Below are 18,263 nucleotides of genomic sequence, written 5' to 3'. Positions count from 1 at the left end.
CTAAGGATCTATATGCACACCATCGACGCCCTCATATCGCCCCAAGGAAGCTTAGATATACTCACCTTGGAGGAAATCAGTCAACTCCATAAGTCAGCCTCTACAGGCCTGCATGAGTTATTCAGACAGTGCTGTCTTGCAATCCTTAATTGTGGCAGTGAAGAGGATGATATTGAGGCCTTGCTAGCACGCAATCAACAGTTTGACGTTGAAGTGGTGCCCCAGACCCGGGGTGTACTGCTGCAACTCAACAATGCCCCCATTAGCGCCTTTGTGGATGGTGAAATTATTCTTGGCATCAAAGAAAACCTCTATTCAGTGTTACGCGATATTATCTACCTGAGTAATAATTTACTGCATAAGGAAGAGTTGCGCACTGGCGCTGAACTTACCGCCTTAGTATTTCAAATACTACGCCACGCTCAGGCCCTCGCACCAAGGCGCAAGCCCAGCATTGTGGTGTGCTGGGGTGGCCACTCAATTAACACCATCGAGTACGATTACACCAAAAAAGTGGGTTATGAATTGGGGTTAAGAGGGTATGACATTTGCACTGGCTGTGGCCCAGGAGCAATGAAAGGACCCATGAAGGGCGCTCACATCGCCAATGCTAAACAACGGCGCCATGATTATCGCTACATCGGTCTAACCGAGCCAGGCATTATTGCCGCCGAGTCACCTAACCCCATGGTCAACGAATTAATCATTATGCCTGATATTGAAAAACGACTTGAGGCGTTTGTGCGACTGGGTCACGCATTTATTGTGTTTCCGGGGGGAGTAGGCACCGCAGAAGAAATTTTGTATTTATTAGGCATTTTACTTCACCCAAAAAATGATGAACTTAAGGTGCCTTTGATATTTACGGGTCCGACCAGTGCGAAAGCCTACTTTGAGCAAATCGATGCCTTTATTGGAGCCACTTTGGGGGCTAAAGCCCAAGCCAAATATGAGATTATCATCGATAACCCAAGTGCTGTGGCGATTGCTATCAAAGCCTATATGAAAGAGGTGGTAGAACACCGACAAAAAGCAGGTGATGCCTACCATTACAACTGGCAGTTGCACATTGAGGAGGATTTCCAGCACCCCTTTATTCCCACCCATGGCAACATGGCTAATCTGAAACTCGCAGCCAACCTACCCACTGCCAGTTTAGCAAGTAATTTACGCAAAGCCATGAGCGGCATAGTGGCGGGCAATGTAAAGACCTTCGGTTTGGAACAGATTCGATTACATGGCCCCTTTCAACTCAAAGCAGAAGCAGAAATGCTGGACAAACTTAATGTCTTACTGAAAAGTTTTGTCGCCCAAGAGCGCATGAAGTTACCAGGTAGCCAAGATTACAAACCCTGCTACCAAGTTAGCTAGAAGTTAATTGACTACACCGAGGCCTCGTTGTTAGAAAAATAGCCTTGGAAAACTAGCCTTGGAAAAAAGGCTCAGCCATGGTCTGTAACTGAGCTATGACCTAAGCTAGCTTTAAGCAATCACCTGAGCGCTTAATAAAGCGGTATATTCGGCCTCAGTCATAGCCAACCAATCCTGCAATACCACTTGGGTATGCTGGCCTAACATAGGTGGAGCTTGGGTATATTGCAAAGGGGTGGCTGAAAGTTTGATGGGGTTAGCTACACTGGGCACCTTGCCCAGTTGTTCGTGGTCTAAGTCAATTTTCATTTCTCGAGCTTGAATCTGTGGGTTATTAAATACCTCATTGAGGGTACATATTGGCCCACAAGGCACACCCACAGCATTGAGATCAGTTAACCACCAATCAGTTGCCTGTTGTTTTAACAGCTGCATGAGCTTGGGTATTAATAGTGTCCGATTAGCCACCCGCAGCGCATTCGTTTGGAAGCGAGGGTCAAAAACTAGTTGTTGCGCTCCAGCCACCTTACAAAATCGCTCAAATTGTTTGTCATTTCCCACCGCCAAAATAAGGTGCCCATCTGCCGTAGCAAACGTTTGATAAGGCACGATATTTGGGTGAGCATTGCCAAGACGCTTAGGGTTTTGCCCAGTCGCCAAGTAGTTCATCGCCTGGTTAGCCAAACTAGCCACTTGCACGTCCAGTAAGGCCAAATCTATGTGTTGCCCCTGCCCTGTGCGTAATTGATGGATCAGAGCGCCTTGAATGGCATTTGAGGCATATAAACCCGTCATGATATCCGCTAATGCCACGCCCACCTTCATAGGCTCACCGTCCTCACTACCCGTAACACTCATTAAGCCCCCCATGGCCTGAATCATGAAGTCATAACCAGCGCGATCTTTATAGGGCCCCGTTTGACCAAAGCCAGTAATGGAACAATATACCAAACGCGGATTGAGGGTGTTTAAGCACTCAAAATCTAAACCATACTTAGCCAAACTGCCCACTTTAAAATTCTCAATCAGCACATCCGCTTGGGCCACTAACCGCTTAATTAAGTCTTGGCCTTTAGGCGTGGCTATGTCCACACATAAAGAGCGCTTGCCTCGGTTAGCTGATTGGAAATAAGCCGCCTCTGTCGCATCAGCAACTGCATAACCTGCAGCAGCAGGCATATAGGGTGGTCCCCAAGCCCGGGTATCATCGCCCTTGCCAGGCCGCTCCACTTTAATTACATCTGCACCCAAATCTGCCAACATTTGCCCTGCCCACGGGCCTGCCAACACACGGCTCATATCCAGCACTTTAATGCCCTGCAATGGGGTTGTTATGGTCATAGTAGATGGCCTAGTAAAAAGCTTGGATACCCGTTTGAGCACGGCCTAATATCAAGGCATGAATATCGTGAGTGCCTTCATAAGTGTTCACTGCCTCTAGGTTCATGACATGACGTATGACACCATACTCATCGCTTACCCCGTTACCTCCATGCATATCGCGAGACTGACGCGCTACATCCAAAGACTTGCCACAATTATTTCGCTTCATTAAGGAAATGAGTTCAACAGGGCAGTTGCCATCATCCATTAAACGGCCCATTTGCAAACAACCCTGCAAACCGATAGAAATCTCAGTTTGCATATCAGCCAGTTTCTTTTGCACCAGTTGAGTGGCCGCTAATGGCCGACCAAATTGACTCCGATCTAAGGTATATTGACGCGCCGCATGCCAGCAAAACTCAGCTGCCCCAAGAGCACCCCAAGCAATACCATAACGGGCCTTATTCAAACAACCAAAAGGCCCTGCGAGGCCTTTAATGGTAGGAAATAAATTGGCTTCTGGCACAAACACCTGATCCATCACTATTTCGCCTGTCACCGAGGCACGCAAGGAAAACTTGCCTTCGATCTTAGGTGTGGTTAAACCATCCATGCCACGTTCTAATACAAAACCACGAATCACATCATCTAACTTCGCCCACACCACCATCACATCCGCGATAGGCGAGTTAGTAATCCACATTTTTGCCCCCGTCAAGCGGTAACCGCCATCAACAGCCTCAGCACGAGTGCTCATACTGGCTGGATCGGAACCAGAATCAGGTTCAGTTAATCCAAAACACCCCACCCACTCACCACTGGCTAGTTTAGGGAGGTACTTCATACGCTGCTCTTCTGTGCCATAGGCATGGATAGGGTGCATTACTAAAGATGACTGTACGCTCATGGCTGAGCGGTAGCCACTGTCTACCCGCTCCACTTCACGCGCTACTAGGCCATAACTCACGTAATTAATACCAGCACAGCCATATTTTTCTGGGATGGTAGCGCCTAATAAGCCCAAAGCTCCAAATTCGTTCATAATCTCACGATCAAACACCTCTTCGCGGCTAGCCTTCAATACCCGGGTGGCTAAACCATCCTGACAGTAATCTCGAGCTGCATCTCGAATCATGCGCTCTTCAGAAGTGAGTTGCTGGTCTAAAAAGAAAGGATCCTGCCAAGAAAATTCGGTACGCGTTGCCATAATTAAATCCCGTTAATATATATTGCGGCTATATTATTTGCCTTTTCATAATAATATCGCCATTAATTCATAATGTCGATATTTTTTAATGCAGAATAATAAAACCTGATGCCGCAAACCATTTATTGAATGGAGGTAATGGAGGTAATGAAGGTAATGAAGGTAATAGAGATAATGCCTATAATTTAAGTAACCGTGTTTTGGCTCAACATCTGGCGTAGCCAAACTACTAACAGCAAAGGGCATGACTGCAACATAGAGCAGGCTTGAGACTAAAATAAAAATCATACTTAAAAAGACCTCTACTTAAAGAAAAGATCTTAAAGACGAGTACCCAAACTACGGGGACTGTTAAAAATTGAGCTATAAAAAAGCCCAGATCAACTGGGCACAAAAGGGTTACTGTAAAAAGTGTAGACCATTAATTTTATAAAATTATTTTTATTAACTTTTTATTAATTTTTTCTTAATTAATGTGTGTCTTACTTTCTCATTTAATCATCTTATGTAACCTTTATAGGTAAACCTTATAAGTCACCTTCCTTTAAAGTTTAACTAGTGTGCGACAGGTAAATAGAGGCTTAGCCCAGCTTTATTACTTATCACGTTAAACCTTGTTATTGGCATAGTGTTGATAAATACTGGAGAAATCTAGCCCTCCATGACCTGCCTCGCCGTGTGCTTTAAATAACATGGAAGCTTGCTGGCCCATGGGCACAGAGGAATCAGAGACTTTTGCTGCTGCCAGGGCCAGAGCAAGGTCTTTGTTCATTAAGTCCACCATAAAACCACCTTGGTAATCTTTGCTGGCCGGAGTGCCTTCCATGACTCCAGGCACGGGATTATAAATTTCCAAAGCCCAGTTTCTGCCCGAACTTTTAACCATAATGTCTGATAACACCTCAGCATCTAGACCGTTTTCCATGCCCATGCGCAGAGCTTCAGCAGTGCCAGCCATTAACACACTCAAAAGCATGTTATTACACATTTTAGCAACTTGACCAGAGCCGACGTCACCTGCGTGAAAGATGTTGGCCCCCATAGCTTTAAGTATGGACTGTGCCTGTGCAAAGGCATCTTTTTCGCCACCTACGATAAAACTTAGGGTACCCGCTTTGGCCCCCGCTGTGCCCCCTGAAACAGGGGCGTCAATGAAAGAAATACCAAGTTTTTGGGCTGCAGCCCCTACCTGGCGCGATGTTTGTGCATCAATAGTACTAGAGTCAATAACTAAGGAGTTCTTAGCTAGCAATTTTAAAAGTCCATCTTGCCTGCGTTCATCGCCTAGATATAGCCCCGCCACATGTTGGCCTGCAGGTAACATGCTAATCACGACTTCGGCTCCAATCACCGCTTCAGAAGCTGAACTAGCAGCAACACCACCCAATTTAACAAACTCGTCCAATGCGACTTGAACTAAATCAAAGGCCGTCACTAAGTGCCCAGCCTTGAGTAGATTAGCCGCCATTGGGCCACCCATATTTCCCAGCCCTATAAACGCGATTTTTGTCATTTTTATTGTCCTATTATTAAGTCAATTCACGGTTAACATGATTACAGAAATTGGGCTGGCACCATATCGTCAGTACTAAAAAACTGATCAATCCATGCTTTAGGCGTAGTCTCAACACTGGTATAACGCCAATTAGGTGTTCGATCTTTATCAATTAATAACGCCCTAACACCCTCTTTGAATTCCCCCAAACGGGTGGCGTTAACCGCCAGAACGTATTCCTGCAACAAGGCATCATCAACAGTAGTGAAATTCATATTAAACGCTCGATAAATCAGATGTAAACTAGTGGGAGAACCATGCTCCATGGTGCGTATGGCTTTGTCTAACCATTTGCCTCGCCCTTTTAATAAGCCTAAGCTAGCCACAATGCTGGCAAGGTCTGGCTGCTGCAAGGCCTCAATAATATAGTGACGATGGCTATCTAAATCAGAGGTTTGAACTTCACTAGCCGCCTTAGATTCCATGCCTTGAATAAGGCTTTGCGCCTTGCTTAGGGTGTCAGATTGCGATTGGGCAGGTAAGTTTACCAAGGCTTGCATCAACTGCTGATAATCATTATCACCCAATAAAGCATCTAATAAACCCAACTGGCGAGCATCGTTGCCATTTAACATGACCCCTGTAAGTCCTAAAAACAAACCCAGATCATCTGGCACTTGACGTAAAAAATAGCTAGCACCAACATCTGGAAATAACCCGATAGTTACCTCTGGCATGGCTAAGCGACTTGAGTGCGTGCCAATGCGAATGGCTGCAGCTTGTAATAATCCCATGCCCCCACCAATGGCATAGCCACTACCCCACACTAAAAGTGGTGTAGATAATTTATGGAGCATTAAATCAAGGTGATATTCATGATTAAAAAAAGTTTCACCAATATGCCAATCGCCCTGTTTAATTTGATGATACAAATGCCTCACATCACCCCCAGCACAAAAGGACTTGCTGCCTGAACCACGCATAATGATAGCAATGACTGTGTCATCGGCTTCCCACACAGGCACATGCTCTAGCAACAAATCGACCATTGCAACATTAAGGGCATTGAGCGCCTCAGGTGCGTTGAGTGTGACTTCAATGACTAGCTGACCAGCCATAGTGGCGTGAGCCTGCACCAACAATGGCCCTGAATTTATCTCTGTTATCATTATGAATTAGTCCATTGAGGTTGACGTTTTTCTAAAAAGGCTCGCACACCCTCTTTTTGGTCATTGCTGTTAAACAAATTAACAAACTCATCCCGTTCACAAGCCATACCCGCCATCATGGGATGGCTGCGTGCGTTTTGAATTAAACGCTTGCAGGCCGCCACACTTGTGGGGCTTTGTTGTTCAGATTTTTGTGCCCATAACAGAGCCTGCTTTAAGGCTTGGCCTGATTCAACTACGGCTTCCACTAAACCAATATCGAGGGCTTGTTGTGCACTCACTCTTTCGCCACATAGAATCATACGCTTAGCCCAGCCCTCTCCTACTAGCCATGCTAAGTTTTGCGTGCCACCCGCGCAGGGTAACAAGCCCACAGCCGCCTCAGGCAGAGCCATTTGAGCTTGGCTTTCGGCAATGCGTAAATCACAGGCTAAAGCGACTTCTAAGCCTCCACCCATGGCGTAACCATTAATGGCGGCTATGCTAAGGCCCCTAAATTGACTGAGCGCCTCAAAAGCACGCCCAAAAGCGGTGGCCATGAGAACTGCCGTTTGTTTGTCACCGTCGGCAAACAGTTTAAGATCAGCCCCAGCAGAAAAAAACTTCTCACCCGCACCAGTTATGACTAGGCTGTATATGTTTTTATCCTGATTAAAGTCAAGAATCAGGTCAGCCAAACTATCTAGGCTGTCGTGGGTCCATGTGTTAGCTGGAGCATTGCTCATAGTAATGACAGCCACATGACCTTTAATGGTAAAAGGAATACATGCATGCATAATGAAATCCGTTAATCAAAAAAACAGTTAATTAATAAAGCCGTTATAAAATAGGCTGCGCATCATTCGCTAACATGCGCCTTGCAATAATGACCCGCATAATATCATTGGTGCCTTCTAAAATCCGATGGACTCGTGAGTCGCGCAGATAGCGCTCCATAGGATATTCCTTCATGTAACCATAACCACCAAAGCATTGTAGGGCTTCGTCACATACTTGATAACCTATATCGGTGGCAAAGCGCTTTGCCATGGCACAGTAAGTGGTGGCATCAGCATCTTTGTTGTCGAGCTTAAAAGCTGCCAAACGCACCATTTGGCGCGCAGCAACGAGCTCTGTATTCATGTCTGCAAGCTTAAATTGTAGGCCTTGAAAAGCTGCAATTGGTTTGCCAAATTGCTGGCGTTGTTGAACGTAAGCCAAAGCATCATTAAGAGCCTGTTGAGCGGTACCTACACCCACAGTTGCAATATTGATACGACCCCCATCTAAGCCTTGCATGGCCATGGCAAATCCATCACCCTCTTGGCCTAACAAATTGTCTAGTGGCACTTGCACCTGATCAAAATTAATGGCTCGGGTAGGTTGCGCGTTCCACCCCATTTTGTGTTCCTTGCGGCCAAAACTAATGCCCTCAGAGGTTGCATCAACCACAAAGGCTGATACACCATTCGCCCCAGCCTCACCCGTTCTGGCCATAACCACCAAAACATCAGTTTCCCCAGCCCCAGAAATGAATACTTTATTACCCGTCAAAACATACTCTGTTCCAGTATTAACCGCCTTAGTAGCAAGGGCTGCCGCATTAGAGCCTGCATTAGGTTCAGTCAGGCAGTAGGATGCTAATAGTTCGCCACGGGTGAGCTTAGGCCCATAGGCAGTCTTAGTTGCATTAGTTGCATAACTAGACACCATCCAAGTGGCCATATTATGTATGGTCAACATAGCAGTGGTGGTGGTGCACCCCATGGCTAACTGCTCAAAAATGAGCGCCGTATCTAATCGAGAAAGACCTAAACCACCTATAGTTGGGTCACTGTATAATCCACAAAAACCTAACTCACCCGCTTGCTTTAACGTGCTTATGGGAAAAATAGCCTCAGCATCCCAGCGCGCCGCATGGGGGGCCAACTCGTTAACAGAAAACTGTTGAGCCAATTCCACATAAGCTAATTGGTCTTCATTTAAATTAAAGTTCATAATGAATACTCATTAAATGCCTTCGCCTGCCATGCAGTGAGTGTAACTACACCAGTTCTATCGCGACTGCCGTGGCTTCACCGCCACCAATACATAAAGCAGCCACACCTCGTTTAAGGCCTTGGTTTTTTAACGCGGTCATTAAGGTCACAATAATACGAGAGCCCGTAGATCCAATAGGGTGTCCCTGCGCACAAGCACCCCCATAAATATTCACTTTACTGCTGTCTAAGCCCAATTCCTTTGTCGCCAACATAGTGACCATGGCAAAAGCTTCATTAATTTCAAACAGATCCACATCTTTTACCTGCCAGTCTATGCTTTTTAACAAACCCTGTACTGCTCCAATGGGTGCAAGGGTAAAATCGCTCGGCTCTCGTGCGAAGCTTTGCACGCCCACTATGTGCGCTGCAGGGGTTAAGTTATTTTTAGCCACTGCCGTTTCACTGGCGAGCACTAGTGCCGACGCTCCATCAGAAATAGAACTGGCATTAGCTGCAGTAATGGTGCCTTCTTTCTTAAAGGCTGCTCGCAACTGTGGAATTTTATCAATGCGGGCTTGACCCGGTTGTTCATCAGTAGTGACTGTTACCTTACCCTTGCGAGTGGTTATTTCAACAGCTTCAATTTCACTTTCTAAAACCCCATCGGCGATAGCCGAGTTAGCTTTTGACAAGGAATAAATGGCAAAATCATCCATGGCTTTGCGGCTTAAACCAAATGCATCAGCTGTGGTTTGAGCAAAGCTGCCCATTAACCCGCCCTCGTAGGCGTCTTCTAAACCATCTAGAAACATATGGTCTAACATTTGCCCATGGCCCATGCGCATGCCCTGCCTCACTTTGGGCAATAAATAGGGCGCGTTAGTCATACTTTCCATACCCCCACATACCATAATATCTGCAGACCCTGCTCTGATAGCGTTGTAGCCCATAATGGTGGTCTGCATACCCGAGCCACACATTTTGTTGACTGTTGTACATGGCGTACTTTTGGGAAGCCCCGCTCCAAGGGTGGCTTGCCGCGCTGGAGCCTGACCTTGGCCTGCAGCCAGCACACAGCCCATATAAACTTCATTAACTTGTGTCGGAAGGACTTTGGACCGAGTCAAGGCACCCGTTATCGCTACGGCACCAAGTTGTGATGCAGTTTGGCTCGCAAGGCTGCCGTCAAGCCCTCCCATAGGTGTTCGACTTCCAGCAACAATATAAACTTTTTGACTCATTTTGTAGGGCTCCAATACAGCACATGTAATAAGGTAAACATATTGATTGACCTTTACGTTAACGTCAATCAAAATATGTTTTTCAATGAAACGATTGGGCATTATCCATGCCAACCCATCAATTCACAATTAGCCAATTGTCGAAAGAGTTTGCCATCACGACGCGGAGTATTCGATTTTACGAAGACCAAGGCTTATTGTCCCCTGAACGTGATGGCCAAAAGCGCATCTACTCAAGTCATGACAGAACTTGGCTCAAGCTTATTTGCCGAGGCAAACGATTGGGGCTTTCGTTAGCTGAAATTCGTCAAATTTTGGACATGTACGATTCATCTGCCAGCAATAATGACCAACAGTTATTAGCCTTTATTGACAAAATTAAACTTAGAAAAGCCGCTTTAGAGCAACAAATGCTGGATATTAGTGCCTTGAAAAAAGAACTTGATGAGGCCGAAAAACGCTGTAAAAAGGCACTTTCTATTCAGTCTATATAAATATTAGCCCACGATGAGCCACTCACATAAATCTTTAAACTGGAGTTGTTACTAAAGTTTATATCGCGCCAATAATCTGTTTCATTTCTATTCTTTTCGCCCAAGTGTTTACTAGTGAGCAGATTTACACAATCATGTACAATTGCATTAAATACAGATACTAGACCCGTAAACATGTCCCTAACATTAATACCTAAATACGTTAAAATTGTAGAAGTGGGGCCCCGTGATGGGTTGCAAAATGAGGCTGGCCACATGTTGAGCGCCAACGTTAAAGCCAACTTAATTAACCAGCTTGCAGCCACAGGCTTGCGCCACATTGAGGCTGCCGCTTTTGTCCACCCTAAATGGGTACCACAAATGGCTAACAGTAGTGAGGTATTGGCTCAAGTAAAACGTCTTTCTCACGTTTCCTACAGTGCCTTAACACCCAATTTAAAAGGTCTAGAGCGAGCATTAAAAGCTGGTGTTAATGAAGTTGCAGTATTTGCGGCTGCCACAGAGAGTTTTAGTCAACGCAACACCAATTGCTCCATGGCGGAGGGCTTAGGGCGTTTTGAACCCCTCGTAAAAATGGCTTTAGAAGCCGGAATTAAAGTGCGCGGCTATGTGTCTGTTGTTATTGACTGCCCTTATGAAGGTGCCGTTAAGCCCCATGTCGTGGCTCAGGTCGCTCATCAACTGCAACAGATGGGCTGCTACGAAATTTCTTTGGGGGACACCATTGGCACCGCTACGCCTGCGCGCATGTTACATATGCTAGATGCAGTGCAAAACTCAGTGCCTGTATCTCAACTGGCAGGTCATTGCCATGATACCTATGGTCAAGCCTTAGCCAATGTTTTGGTGTTATTACAAGCGGGCGTGAGCACCTTTGACAGTTCTGTAGCTGGCCTTGGTGGCTGCCCTTATGCCAAGGGAGCCAGTGGCAACCTAGCTACTGAAGACCTTGTTTATTTACTGCATGGGCTTAATATTAAAACCGATGTGGCTCTAGATCGTCTGATTAAAGTGGGTCATGATATTAGCCGACTATTAGGCCGTCCTAACGGGGCCAAAGCGGGCATTGCTTTATATCAACAGAACTATTAATTCGTGGTGCTATGAAATAGTGGTGCTGTGCAATAGCCACACTATTAACCGCTAGGCATAAAATAAACTAACGAAATCGGTAATTTCTCTACTAAAATGTACGATGATAAGTTAATTGAATCCAAGGACACCCCATGAAACCTGCCTTATGGCAACCCAGTCAAACCCATATTGAATCAACCCACATATGGCAGTTTATGCAGCATACCAATGCTAAACATGGGTTAACTCTGCAAACTTACACCGATTTGCACCAGTGGAGCATTCAACAAAAGCATCATTTTTGGAGTGATTTATGGGACACGGTCGGTATAGTGGCCAGCAAAAAAGGTGATTGTATTGTCTCTGATGACGATCTTATGCCAGGCGCCCAGTGGTTCCCTCAAGCAAAACTTAATTTTGCAGCCAACTTATTAAAATATAAAGATGAGCAAACAGCGCTGGTTTTTTGTGGTGAAGACGGCCATCGACATCAAATTAGTTATGCCCAATTATATACCCGCGTAGCACAACTCACCGCGGGGCTTAAGGCCTATAACATTAAACCAGGTGATCGCATTGCTGGCTTTATGCCTAATGTCATTGATGCCGTAGCAGCCATGCTTGCCACTGCCAGTTTGGGTGCTGTTTGGAGTTCTTGTTCTCCTGACTTTGGTATTAATGGGGTGCTAGATCGATTTGGACAGATCAAGCCACGCATTTTGTTTACCACTGATGGCTACCTTTACAATGGCAAAAGACTCAATTCTTTAGAACGGGTCGCCAGTATTGCCAAACAACTGGATAGCATTGAAGCCATTGTGGTGTCTGACCACATTGGCACCAAGGTCGATTTGTCTGCCTTAAATGCCATAGTGCCCAACAAAGCCATGCATTGGGACGATTTTGTTGACGCCTCTACCAGCGAAATTGATTTTGTGGATTGTAACTTCAGTGATCCGCTCTACATCATGTATTCATCCGGCACAACGGGCGTACCTAAGTGCATTGTTCATAGTGTGGGTGGCACTTTGCTGCAACACAACAAAGAACACCTCTTGCATACCAATGTGAGCCGTGATGACGTACTATTTTATTACACCACCTGTGGGTGGATGATGTGGAACTGGCTCGTCAGTGGGCTTGCCTTAGGCTGCAGTGTGATTTTGTATGATGGCTCACCCTTTAAAACCCCAAGCATTCTCATGGATATGGCTCAAAATGAAGCTGTGAGTATTTTTGGCACCAGTGCTAAGTACATCGCCGCATTAGAAAAAATAGGCCAAAAGCCCATACAAAGCCATGATTTAAGAGCCCTCAAAAGTATCTTGTCTACAGGTTCACCTTTGTCCCACGAAAGCTTTGACTACGTTTACCAACAGGTAAAGACTGACGTCATGCTGTGTTCCATTTCTGGCGGCACCGACATTGTGTCCTGCTTTGCTCTAGGTTGCCCCATACTGCCAGTTTACAGGGGCGAGTTGCAATGTGCAGGCCTAGGTATGGACGTGCAAATTTTTAATGACGCAGGTCAATCCATTACTCAGTTAAAAGGCGAATTAGTGTGTGCAAGTAGCTTTCCCGCCATGCCCATTTACTTTTGGGATGACCCTCAACAGGAAAAATACAAGCAGGCCTATTTCAGCCAGTTTGATCGAACTTGGGCCCAAGGTGATTATGGTGAAATAACCCAACACGGGGGTATTATTATTCATGGCCGTTCAGATGCGGTGTTGAACCCAGGTGGAGTGCGCATTGGTACGGCAGAAATATACCGCCAAGTTGAAACTATTGAAGTGGTGCTAGAGAGCATTGTTGTGGGGCAAAGTTGGCAGGACGATGTGCGGGTTATTTTATTTGTGGTACTGCGTGAAAATGCCTTACTAACGGACGCCGTTATCACCCAAATTAAACAAAAAATACGCACCAACACCACTCCAAGGCATGTGCCTGCAAAGGTTATTCAGGTGGCAGCTATTCCTCGTACCATTAGTGGAAAAATTGTTGAACTTGCTGTGTGTAAGGTCATTCATGGTGAAGCCGTGAAAAATATGGATGCTTTAGCTAATCCTGAAGCATTGGATTTATTTGTTGGTCTACCGGCGCTAGCTTGCGATTAAAATGTGTAAATCAAGCAATCTTTGATGACATAGGGAAACTATTACCTAGTCTTTACAAATGACACCCTTGTGGCTGTTGTGCCTAGTTAATTTACTCGATAACATATGATCCTATCTTTTCTTGAACTGCGGGCGGTAACACCTTTACTGCCCTAAACTGCTGAGGCTATTAAATGGATATCTTTGATTTCTCCAATGGTAAAGAAGGCTACTATGGAGAGTATGGTGGTGTTTTCCTACCAGAAATTTTGCATGCAACCATAGAAGAGTTGCTTGTTTGTTTTCGTGAGTGTAAGAAAGACCCCAAGTTTTGGCAAGATTACATTGCCTTACTTCAAAACTATTCAGGTCGGCCCACACCCATTACGCACTTAGAGAACCTATCGCGTAAACTCGGTGGTGCACAAATTTATGTGAAGCGTGATGATTTAAATCATACGGGCTCTCACAAAATTAATAATGTTATGGGTCAGGGCCTTCTCTGCCAGCGTTTAGGTAAACGCCGCGTAATTGCAGAAACGGGTGCGGGTCAACATGGTTTTGCTACCGCCACTATGGCCGCTAAGTTTGGCTACGACTGCAAAATTTATATGGGTTCTGTGGATGTTGCACGCCAAAGGCCCAATGTATTTTGGATGGAGAATCTAGGTGCTGAAGTGATTGCCGTAGAAGATGGGCAAAAAACCCTCAAAGATGCGGTCAACTCATGCATGCGTGACTGGGTCACAAACATGGCCGATACCCACTATATTTTAGGTACCGCTTGCGGGCCTCACCCCTTCCCAGAAATGGTGAGTTGGTTCCAATCGGTGATCGGCATAGAAGCCCGTGAACAAATTATTAAACAAGCCGGCAAACTGCCTGACCGGGTTTATGCCTGTGTGGGCGGTGGTTCTAACGCCATGGGTATATTCCAAGGCTTTTTTGATGATGAAAACGTAGAACTCATTGGCTGTGAAGCCGGTGGTGAGGGTGTGGGGTCTTACATGCACTCGGCACGCCTAGCGTACGACGATGCGTCTGTGGGCGTAGCCCAGGGCTACAAGACCTATTTCTTGCAGAACGACGAAGGCAATATGAATGAAACCCATTCAGTAGCCGCAGGACTCGATTACATTGGCATTAACCCCATTTTCTCCTACCTCTGGGAGCAAGGTAAAGTTCGCTTTGAAGCGGCCACTGATGTTGAAGTGAAAGAAGCCCTCAAGCTTACGATGCGCACCGAAGGTTTAATTCCTGCCCTAGAGAGCACCCATGCATTTGTGACGGCCATTGCAGAAGCCCCCACTATGGGCAAAGATGAGGTGATTTTAATTAATCAATCTGGCCGTGGTGACAAGGACATCTTTACTATTGCCGATGCCCTAGGTGATGCCAAGTGGAAAGCCTTTATTGATGGTAAGGCCCAGCAATATCGTACGGAGGGTATGTAATGGGCTTACAAACCTATATTGAACAGCGCAAGCAAAGTAAAGACCTGCTAGTGATGGCCCATGTGGTGTGTGGCTACCCAAGTTTTGCAGCCAACATGGAAGCCTTAGAGATCATGGCAGAGGCCGGTGTTGATCTAGTGGAACTACAATTCCCCTTCTCAGAACCCAGTGCCGATGGCCCCTTGTTTGTTAAAGCTAACGAGCAGTCGCTCAAGGCAGGCACAACGGTAGATCAGTGTTTTGAATTTATGAAACTGGCAAGCGAGCGCTTTGCGTTTAAAATTTTAATGATGGGTTACTACAACACCGCCTTTAAAATGGGTGAAGACGTTTTCGTCAAACGCATTCAAGAGGCGGGTGGCGTGGGTTACATTTTACCCGATTTGCCGGTAGAAGAGTCAGACAACCTTCACCGCTTATCGGCAGAAGCCGGCATTGAACCCATTATTTTAATGACGCCTACCAGCAGTGAAAAACGCCTATCACAATTGGGTGCTGCAAGCCGAGGCATGGTGTATGTAGTGGCTCGAAGAGGCGTAACTGGCTCTAAAACCAACATGGGCGACGACGTCACCAGCTTAGTAGCACGTTGCCGTCAACACACCAGCGTACCCATTGGCGTGGGCTTTGGTATTAGCAGTAAAGCCGACCTAGATGCGTTACGAGGCTCCGCTGACCTAGCCATTATTGGCACCGCCGCATTAAAAATATGGGAAGCCTCGGGTGCTGCTGGCCTGAAGACCTTCTTTAAAGACCTTATGGCGTAAGTTGATTGACCCCAATAACTATCCGACGCCTGTTAGATCGGCGTCGTGGTTTAATCTATTAAGACGGTTTGATTTGCTTTGGTCCTCAGTAGAGCGGGTACCTTAGCGTTTGCAAACGGTAACAATCTTGCTTTCTCCTTAAAAAAATATCACACCTCTTGCACTACCCTTGAGCCATCATAAGGAACGAGTCAGTGTCTTAAATGTTAGATCTAAAGGGTGTTAACTGTTATGCCTAAAGGATGTTAAAGTTAGTTTTTTAAGACTTACAATGGCTTAATACTTGGCTTAAACTTCTAATGATCAGACCCTTTAATGAACTCAACCTCCCTCATACGTAATCATCAACCCTTGACTAAGAGATTGGCAAACCTGCTAAAAGAAGCGGGGCCAAAAGTCTGGCAAGCGTCTGATTTTGCAGGTATTGATCAACTACATTTAGGGGGGCTTGAGGCTTCTAAGGCTCTGGCGCGATGGCTGCCCTTGAACGCTACACGTGGCTTAGAAATAGGTTGTGGTTTGGGTGGCACCAGCCGTTATTTGGCAGTTAATCATGGCTGCTCTATGGTTGGTTTAGACCTTAATAACGATTATATTCAGGCGGCACAGTTGCTTAATAGCCACTTACCTGCACTATCTGATTGCCACTTTGTGGTGGGCAATAGTTTGGCTCTACCCTTTGCTGAGAATCGTTTTGACTTTGCGGTGAGCCAACACGCCAGCATGAACATTGCCCAAAAGGCTGTTTTATTGGCCGCTGTGCACAAAGTGTTAAAAGCTGAGGGCTGCTTGTTACTGCACGAAGTGATGTTGGCACAAGACTGTACGCAAACTAGTGTGGATTACCCTACCCCTTGGGCTGATCAATACGATCACAGCCACCTAAGCCATTGGCCAAGTTTTATGCAACTAGCCCATGCAATCGGCTTTAACCTAATTAAGTTTGAGGACAACACAATGGACGCATTGGAATGGTTGCATAAGACTCGAAATCAGCCACCTCCACCACCTTTCACTCCCAATATTGCTCTGGGTCCCACGGCAGGTATGATGAGCGCTAACATGCTGCGTAACTTGCAGCAAGGTCGGTTACAAATTGTCAGCGCTTCATTGGTTAAAGCATCGTTTTGATATCGGCATCTAGCTGCTTTTTGGGATGCCAGTGGTTGATTAGGTTGGCCACTAACATCAGCGCCCCGCCTGCAATCACTGCCACATCAAAAGTTTCGCCATACATTAACACGCCAATAATGGCGATGATGGGCAGGCGCAAAAAGTCGAGGCTAATAACTACACTCACATCGGCCAGTTGCATAGATTTAGAGATGCAGTAATGGGCTGCTAAGCCCGTCAATGCCACCGCCATGACCCAAGGCCACATCCAAGGTTCGGGCATGGTCCAGTCGGCGCCTGCCATTAATGCCCCAAGAGGCAATTGTATCAAGGTCATATAAAACACCACAGTTAGTGGATGTTCAGTGCGTAATAGCGACTTATTAAAGATAAAGGTTAAAGCAAAGCACAAGGCGGCAATGAGCATGATGATCGCACCACTATCTAGAATCTCTACACCCGGTTTAACAATGATTGCCACACCGATTAAACCCAATGCCACAGCAGCAAACTTGCGGCCAGTAATGCGCTCACCCAAAAATATAGCAGCAATAATTAACACCCAAAGAGGCACAGTAAATTCAATAGCAAACACTTCGGCCAAAGGTAATATGCCAATGCCAACAAGCCAGCTAAACTGGCCAACAAAGTGAAATAGGTTACGCCAAACATGTGTTTTAGTGCGCTGAGTGAACATCAATCTTGGGCGTTTGATCACGTTCATAATGATCACTAGTAGCACTAAACCCACCATACTACGGATGGCCAGCAACTCAAACTTATCAATTAATCCGTCTAGCTCTCGTGCAGAAATGGCCATGAGGCAAAAGGAAAAAATAGCCCCAGACATCCAAACTATAGCGCGCATTATCGTGTCCTATGCATGTGAGTGGGCTGAACGGGGTAAATCTGGATCAATTAGACTCGTTCCTGCGCGCATGACGGCATAAATCTGCCAGCCCGTGGCCACAGCGCCCCACAATAAACCAATCACCACGCCTGCGTCTAAAATGGGACGCCAAGGTTGCGGTAAATTTAGGGCGATAAAAATAAATACCGCAGCCATTATTAAAATAGTAAACGAAATAAGAGAGCGTTTGGTGGAGGCATAGACAAAACCCATAGCGAACAAAGGTGCCAATAACACCAACCAAGGTTTGGGGTTGTTTTGCAACCAAAGCAAACGAGCCGCAACACGGGGCGAAAAGGCCTGCTGAAAACCTTTGTAACCCTCTGAGTAAGCCATAAACACAACCCACACGGACAACACCACATAATGCCAAGTTTGGGCGGGGTAATGTAGGAACTCTAGTGCAATATTAGACAAGCGCACCACAGAGGTTAGCAGTAATCCAACGACCCCAATCGCACCCCAGAAAAAACCAATCCGACCTAACATAATGCCATAAACCTGAAGCCCATAAAATCAACCCGCATTCTAACACAGAGGTCTTTCCTAAGCGCCTTTCTAGGGCCATAATAAGCACCTTACTTACTA

General features: G+C 45.9%; 16 protein-coding genes. 7 read left to right on the top strand and 9 right to left on the bottom strand.

Annotation, left to right across the window (positions count from 1 at the left end; translation table 11 throughout):
• Positions 1 to 12 precede the first annotated feature (12 nt).
• Positions 13 to 1,371, top strand: a complete 1,359-nt coding sequence (ppnN, locus tag ABXT59_RS06315) for a nucleotide 5'-monophosphate nucleosidase PpnN (RefSeq protein ID WP_443638354.1) — start codon at positions 13 to 15, stop codon at positions 1,369 to 1,371.
• Positions 1,372 to 1,482: 111 nt separating this feature from the next.
• On the opposite strand, the gene ABXT59_RS06310 is transcribed toward ppnN, so the two are convergent.
• The 7 genes from ABXT59_RS06310 to ABXT59_RS06280 all read right to left on the bottom strand — a co-directional run bounded on the left by ABXT59_RS06310 (position 1,483) and on the right by ABXT59_RS06280 (position 9,767).
• Positions 1,483 to 2,712, bottom strand: a complete 1,230-nt coding sequence (locus tag ABXT59_RS06310) for a CaiB/BaiF CoA transferase family protein (protein WP_443638353.1) — start codon at positions 2,710 to 2,712, stop codon at positions 1,483 to 1,485.
• Between the two features lie 10 nt (positions 2,713 to 2,722).
• A complete protein-coding gene (locus tag ABXT59_RS06305) occupies positions 2,723 to 3,901 on the bottom strand; it encodes an acyl-CoA dehydrogenase (RefSeq protein WP_443638352.1) in 1,179 nt (392 codons plus the stop codon).
• Between the two features lie 607 nt (positions 3,902 to 4,508).
• Entirely contained in the window at positions 4,509 to 5,414 is a 906-nt protein-coding gene (mmsB, locus tag ABXT59_RS06300) for a 3-hydroxyisobutyrate dehydrogenase (RefSeq protein WP_443638351.1), read from the bottom strand.
• Positions 5,415 to 5,455: 41 nt separating this feature from the next.
• Positions 5,456 to 6,565 (bottom strand): enoyl-CoA hydratase/isomerase family protein, encoded by a 1,110-nt coding sequence (locus tag ABXT59_RS06295; RefSeq protein WP_443638350.1) that lies wholly within the window; start codon positions 6,563 to 6,565, stop codon positions 5,456 to 5,458.
• Positions 6,565 to 7,341: an enoyl-CoA hydratase gene (locus ABXT59_RS06290; protein WP_443638349.1), complete on the bottom strand. Its 777-nt coding sequence runs from the start codon at positions 7,339 to 7,341 to the stop codon at positions 6,565 to 6,567. The genes ABXT59_RS06295 and ABXT59_RS06290 overlap by 1 nt, the downstream gene beginning before the upstream one ends.
• Positions 7,342 to 7,384: 43 nt before the next feature.
• On the bottom strand, positions 7,385 to 8,542 hold the full coding sequence (locus ABXT59_RS06285) for an acyl-CoA dehydrogenase family protein (protein ID WP_443638348.1): 1,158 nt from the start codon (positions 8,540 to 8,542) through the stop codon (positions 7,385 to 7,387).
• 46 nt (positions 8,543 to 8,588) lie between these two features.
• Entirely contained in the window at positions 8,589 to 9,767 is a 1,179-nt protein-coding gene (locus ABXT59_RS06280; protein WP_443638568.1) for an acetyl-CoA C-acyltransferase, read from the bottom strand.
• Positions 9,768 to 9,874: 107 nt separating this feature from the next.
• Between ABXT59_RS06280 and ABXT59_RS06275 the strand changes: the two genes are divergently transcribed.
• The 6 genes from ABXT59_RS06275 to ABXT59_RS06250 all read left to right on the top strand — a co-directional run bounded on the left by ABXT59_RS06275 (position 9,875) and on the right by ABXT59_RS06250 (position 16,783).
• A complete protein-coding gene (locus ABXT59_RS06275) occupies positions 9,875 to 10,261 on the top strand; it encodes a MerR family transcriptional regulator (RefSeq protein ID WP_443638347.1) in 387 nt (128 codons plus the stop codon).
• A 174-nt stretch (positions 10,262 to 10,435) separates the two neighbouring features.
• Complete coding sequence (locus ABXT59_RS06270; protein WP_443638346.1) at positions 10,436 to 11,353, top strand: hydroxymethylglutaryl-CoA lyase; 918 nt, start codon at positions 10,436 to 10,438, stop codon at positions 11,351 to 11,353.
• Between the two features lie 134 nt (positions 11,354 to 11,487).
• The gene (locus ABXT59_RS06265; RefSeq protein WP_443638345.1) at positions 11,488 to 13,452 is read left to right on the top strand and encodes an acetoacetate--CoA ligase; all 1,965 of its coding nucleotides are present in this window, start codon (positions 11,488 to 11,490) and stop codon (positions 13,450 to 13,452) included.
• Positions 13,453 to 13,625: 173 nt separating this feature from the next.
• Positions 13,626 to 14,885, top strand: coding sequence for a tryptophan synthase subunit beta (trpB, locus tag ABXT59_RS06260; protein WP_443638344.1), 1,260 nt, complete (start codon positions 13,626 to 13,628; stop codon positions 14,883 to 14,885).
• Entirely contained in the window at positions 14,885 to 15,652 is a 768-nt protein-coding gene (gene trpA / locus ABXT59_RS06255; protein WP_443638343.1) for a tryptophan synthase subunit alpha, read from the top strand. Before trpB ends, trpA begins: the two co-directional genes overlap by 1 nt.
• Positions 15,653 to 15,967: 315 nt before the next feature.
• Positions 15,968 to 16,783, top strand: coding sequence for a class I SAM-dependent methyltransferase (locus ABXT59_RS06250; RefSeq protein WP_443638342.1), 816 nt, complete (start codon positions 15,968 to 15,970; stop codon positions 16,781 to 16,783).
• On the opposite strand, the gene ABXT59_RS06245 is transcribed toward ABXT59_RS06250, so the two are convergent.
• Positions 16,767 to 17,633: a DMT family transporter gene (locus ABXT59_RS06245; RefSeq protein WP_443638341.1), complete on the bottom strand. Its 867-nt coding sequence runs from the start codon at positions 17,631 to 17,633 to the stop codon at positions 16,767 to 16,769. The two genes, ABXT59_RS06250 and ABXT59_RS06245, sit on opposite strands and share 17 nt — an antisense overlap.
• A 9-nt stretch (positions 17,634 to 17,642) precedes the next feature.
• Positions 17,643 to 18,164 carry a hypothetical protein gene (locus ABXT59_RS06240; RefSeq protein WP_443638340.1) on the bottom strand — a complete coding sequence of 174 codons (522 nt, stop codon included), beginning with the start codon at positions 18,162 to 18,164 and terminating at the stop codon, positions 17,643 to 17,645.
• Positions 18,165 to 18,263 lie beyond the last annotated feature (99 nt).

Source organism: Candidatus Njordibacter sp. Uisw_058, assembly GCF_047730065.1.
GTDB lineage: Bacteria > Pseudomonadota > Gammaproteobacteria > Pseudomonadales > Balneatricaceae > Njordibacter.
This window is presented reverse-complemented; position numbering and strand designations above follow the sequence as displayed.

What these genes read in the sequence shown, in the direction of transcription:
- mmsB (WP_443638351.1), bottom strand. Translation starts at nt 5,414, where the DNA reads ATGACAAAAATCGCGTTTATAGGGCTGGGAAATATGGGTGGCCCAATG.
- ABXT59_RS06295 (WP_443638350.1), bottom strand. Translation starts at nt 6,565, where the DNA reads ATGATAACAGAGATAAATTCAGGGCCATTGTTGGTGCAGGCTCACGCC.
- trpB (WP_443638344.1), top strand. Translation starts at nt 13,626, where the DNA reads ATGGATATCTTTGATTTCTCCAATGGTAAAGAAGGCTACTATGGAGAG.
- ABXT59_RS06250 (WP_443638342.1), top strand. Translation starts at nt 15,968, where the DNA reads ATGAACTCAACCTCCCTCATACGTAATCATCAACCCTTGACTAAGAGA.
- ABXT59_RS06270 (WP_443638346.1), top strand. Translation starts at nt 10,436, where the DNA reads ATGTCCCTAACATTAATACCTAAATACGTTAAAATTGTAGAAGTGGGG.
- ABXT59_RS06265 (WP_443638345.1), top strand. Translation starts at nt 11,488, where the DNA reads ATGAAACCTGCCTTATGGCAACCCAGTCAAACCCATATTGAATCAACC.
- ABXT59_RS06310 (WP_443638353.1), bottom strand. Translation starts at nt 2,712, where the DNA reads ATGACCATAACAACCCCATTGCAGGGCATTAAAGTGCTGGATATGAGC.
- ABXT59_RS06290 (WP_443638349.1), bottom strand. Translation starts at nt 7,341, where the DNA reads ATGCATGCATGTATTCCTTTTACCATTAAAGGTCATGTGGCTGTCATT.
- ABXT59_RS06240 (WP_443638340.1), bottom strand. Translation starts at nt 18,164, where the DNA reads ATGTTAGGTCGGATTGGTTTTTTCTGGGGTGCGATTGGGGTCGTTGGA.
- trpA (WP_443638343.1), top strand. Translation starts at nt 14,885, where the DNA reads ATGGGCTTACAAACCTATATTGAACAGCGCAAGCAAAGTAAAGACCTG.
- ABXT59_RS06305 (WP_443638352.1), bottom strand. Translation starts at nt 3,901, where the DNA reads ATGGCAACGCGTACCGAATTTTCTTGGCAGGATCCTTTCTTTTTAGAC.
- ppnN (WP_443638354.1), top strand. Translation starts at nt 13, where the DNA reads ATGCACACCATCGACGCCCTCATATCGCCCCAAGGAAGCTTAGATATA.
- ABXT59_RS06245 (WP_443638341.1), bottom strand. Translation starts at nt 17,633, where the DNA reads ATGCGCGCTATAGTTTGGATGTCTGGGGCTATTTTTTCCTTTTGCCTC.
- ABXT59_RS06275 (WP_443638347.1), top strand. Translation starts at nt 9,875, where the DNA reads ATGCCAACCCATCAATTCACAATTAGCCAATTGTCGAAAGAGTTTGCC.
- ABXT59_RS06285 (WP_443638348.1), bottom strand. Translation starts at nt 8,542, where the DNA reads ATGAACTTTAATTTAAATGAAGACCAATTAGCTTATGTGGAATTGGCT.
- ABXT59_RS06280 (WP_443638568.1), bottom strand. Translation starts at nt 9,767, where the DNA reads ATGAGTCAAAAAGTTTATATTGTTGCTGGAAGTCGAACACCTATGGGA.